The organism is Agrococcus sp. TSP3-2-1 (assembly GCF_049897585.1).
GTDB lineage: Bacteria > Actinomycetota > Actinomycetes > Actinomycetales > Microbacteriaceae > Agrococcus.
The window spans coordinates 1-1,423 of record NZ_JAFCWN010000014.1 but is presented as its reverse complement, the minus strand read 5'-3'; the positions used below and the strand labels follow the sequence as shown (position 1 = coordinate 1,423).

Here is a 1,423-nt window from a genome sequence, read left to right as displayed (position 1 = left end):
GGCTCTTCGCAGTTGACGGTGTAGACGTTCGGGTCGCGTCGGTTCGGGGATAGGGGTCGAGGTCTTCCAGGATGGAAGTTCCTACACTCACCGTCCGAAAGACCTCGACGTGCTCAACGCTACCTTCGACGCGCCCTGCCTCACCACGTTCTGCCGACTCGACGAGCTCGGTCTGGTGGCGACCGGGCAGCGGCTCGAGCCGGATCGGGCGGTGCTGTCGTGCCGGGTCGTGGAAGCGGACGACTGGTGCCGCTGGTGCGGGTGTCAGGGCGTGCCGCGCGATACGGTCACGCGCCGGTTGGCGCACGCGCCGTTCGGGCACCGGCCGACGACGCTGCTGATCCGTCTCCGCCGCTACCGCTGCACCGGTTGCGGCCGCATCTGGCGGCAGGACACGTCCGCGGCGGCGGAGCCGCGGGCGAAGATCTCCCGCACGGGGCTGCGATGGGCGCTGGACGCGCTGGTGCTCGACCACTTGACCGTCTCCCGCGTCGCGGCCGGTCTCGGGGTCGCCTGGCACACCGCCAACACGGCCGTGCTCGAGGAGGGACGGCGGCGGCTGCTGGACGATCCGGGCCGCTTCGACCAGGTCGCGGTGCTGGGCGTGGACGAGCACGTCTGGCGCCACACCCGCCGCGGCGACCGCTACGTGACGGTCGTCATCGACCTCACCCCGATCCGCGACGGCACGGGGCCGGCGAGGCTGCTGGACATGGTCGAGGGCCGCTCGAAGCAGGCGTTCCAGCACTGGCTCGCCGCCCGACCCCAGGGCTGGCGAGACGGCGTCGAGGTCGTCGCGATGGACGGCTTCTCCGGCTTCAAGACCGCCACCACCGAGGAGCTGCCGGGAGCGGTCGCGGTGATGGATCCGTTCCACGTCGTCCGCCTCGCCGGCAACGCGCTCGACACGTGCCGGCGGCGGGTTCAGCAGGAGATCCACGGGCACCGGGGCCGCAAGGGCGCCCCGCTCTACGCCGCCCGCCGCACGCTCCACACCGGCGCGACGTTCCGCACGCCACGGCAGCAGGCACGCCTCGACGCGCTGTTCGCGGACGAGCGGCACCTCGCCGTCGAGGTGACCTGGGGCATCTACCAGCGCATGATCGCCGCCTACCGCAACCCTGACCGGGAAGCCGGGCGGGCGCTCATGGTCGAGCTGATCGACACCGTCAGCAGCGGCGTCCCGGCGGCGCTGCGCGAGCTGATCACGCTCGGCCGGACGCTCAAGCAGCGCAGCCTCGACGTCCTCGCCTACTTCGACCGACCCGGCACCTCCAACGGCCCCACCGAGGCGATCAACGGGCGCCTCGAGCACCTCCGCGGCTCCGCGCTCGGCTTCCGCAACCTCGCCAACTACATCGCCCGATCCCTGCTCGAAGCCGGCGGCTTCAGACCGGCGCTACACCCTCAAATGCGATGAGCC

The 1,423-nt window shown here is 71.8% G+C and carries 1 protein-coding gene; it reads left to right on the top strand.

What is annotated here, in order from left to right:
• The first annotated feature begins 109 nt into the window (after positions 1 to 109).
• Positions 110 to 1,420 (top strand): ISL3 family transposase, encoded by a 1,311-nt coding sequence (locus ACP7BI_RS13305; RefSeq protein ID WP_425847164.1) that lies wholly within the window; start codon positions 110 to 112, stop codon positions 1,418 to 1,420.
• Positions 1,421 to 1,423 lie beyond the last annotated feature (3 nt).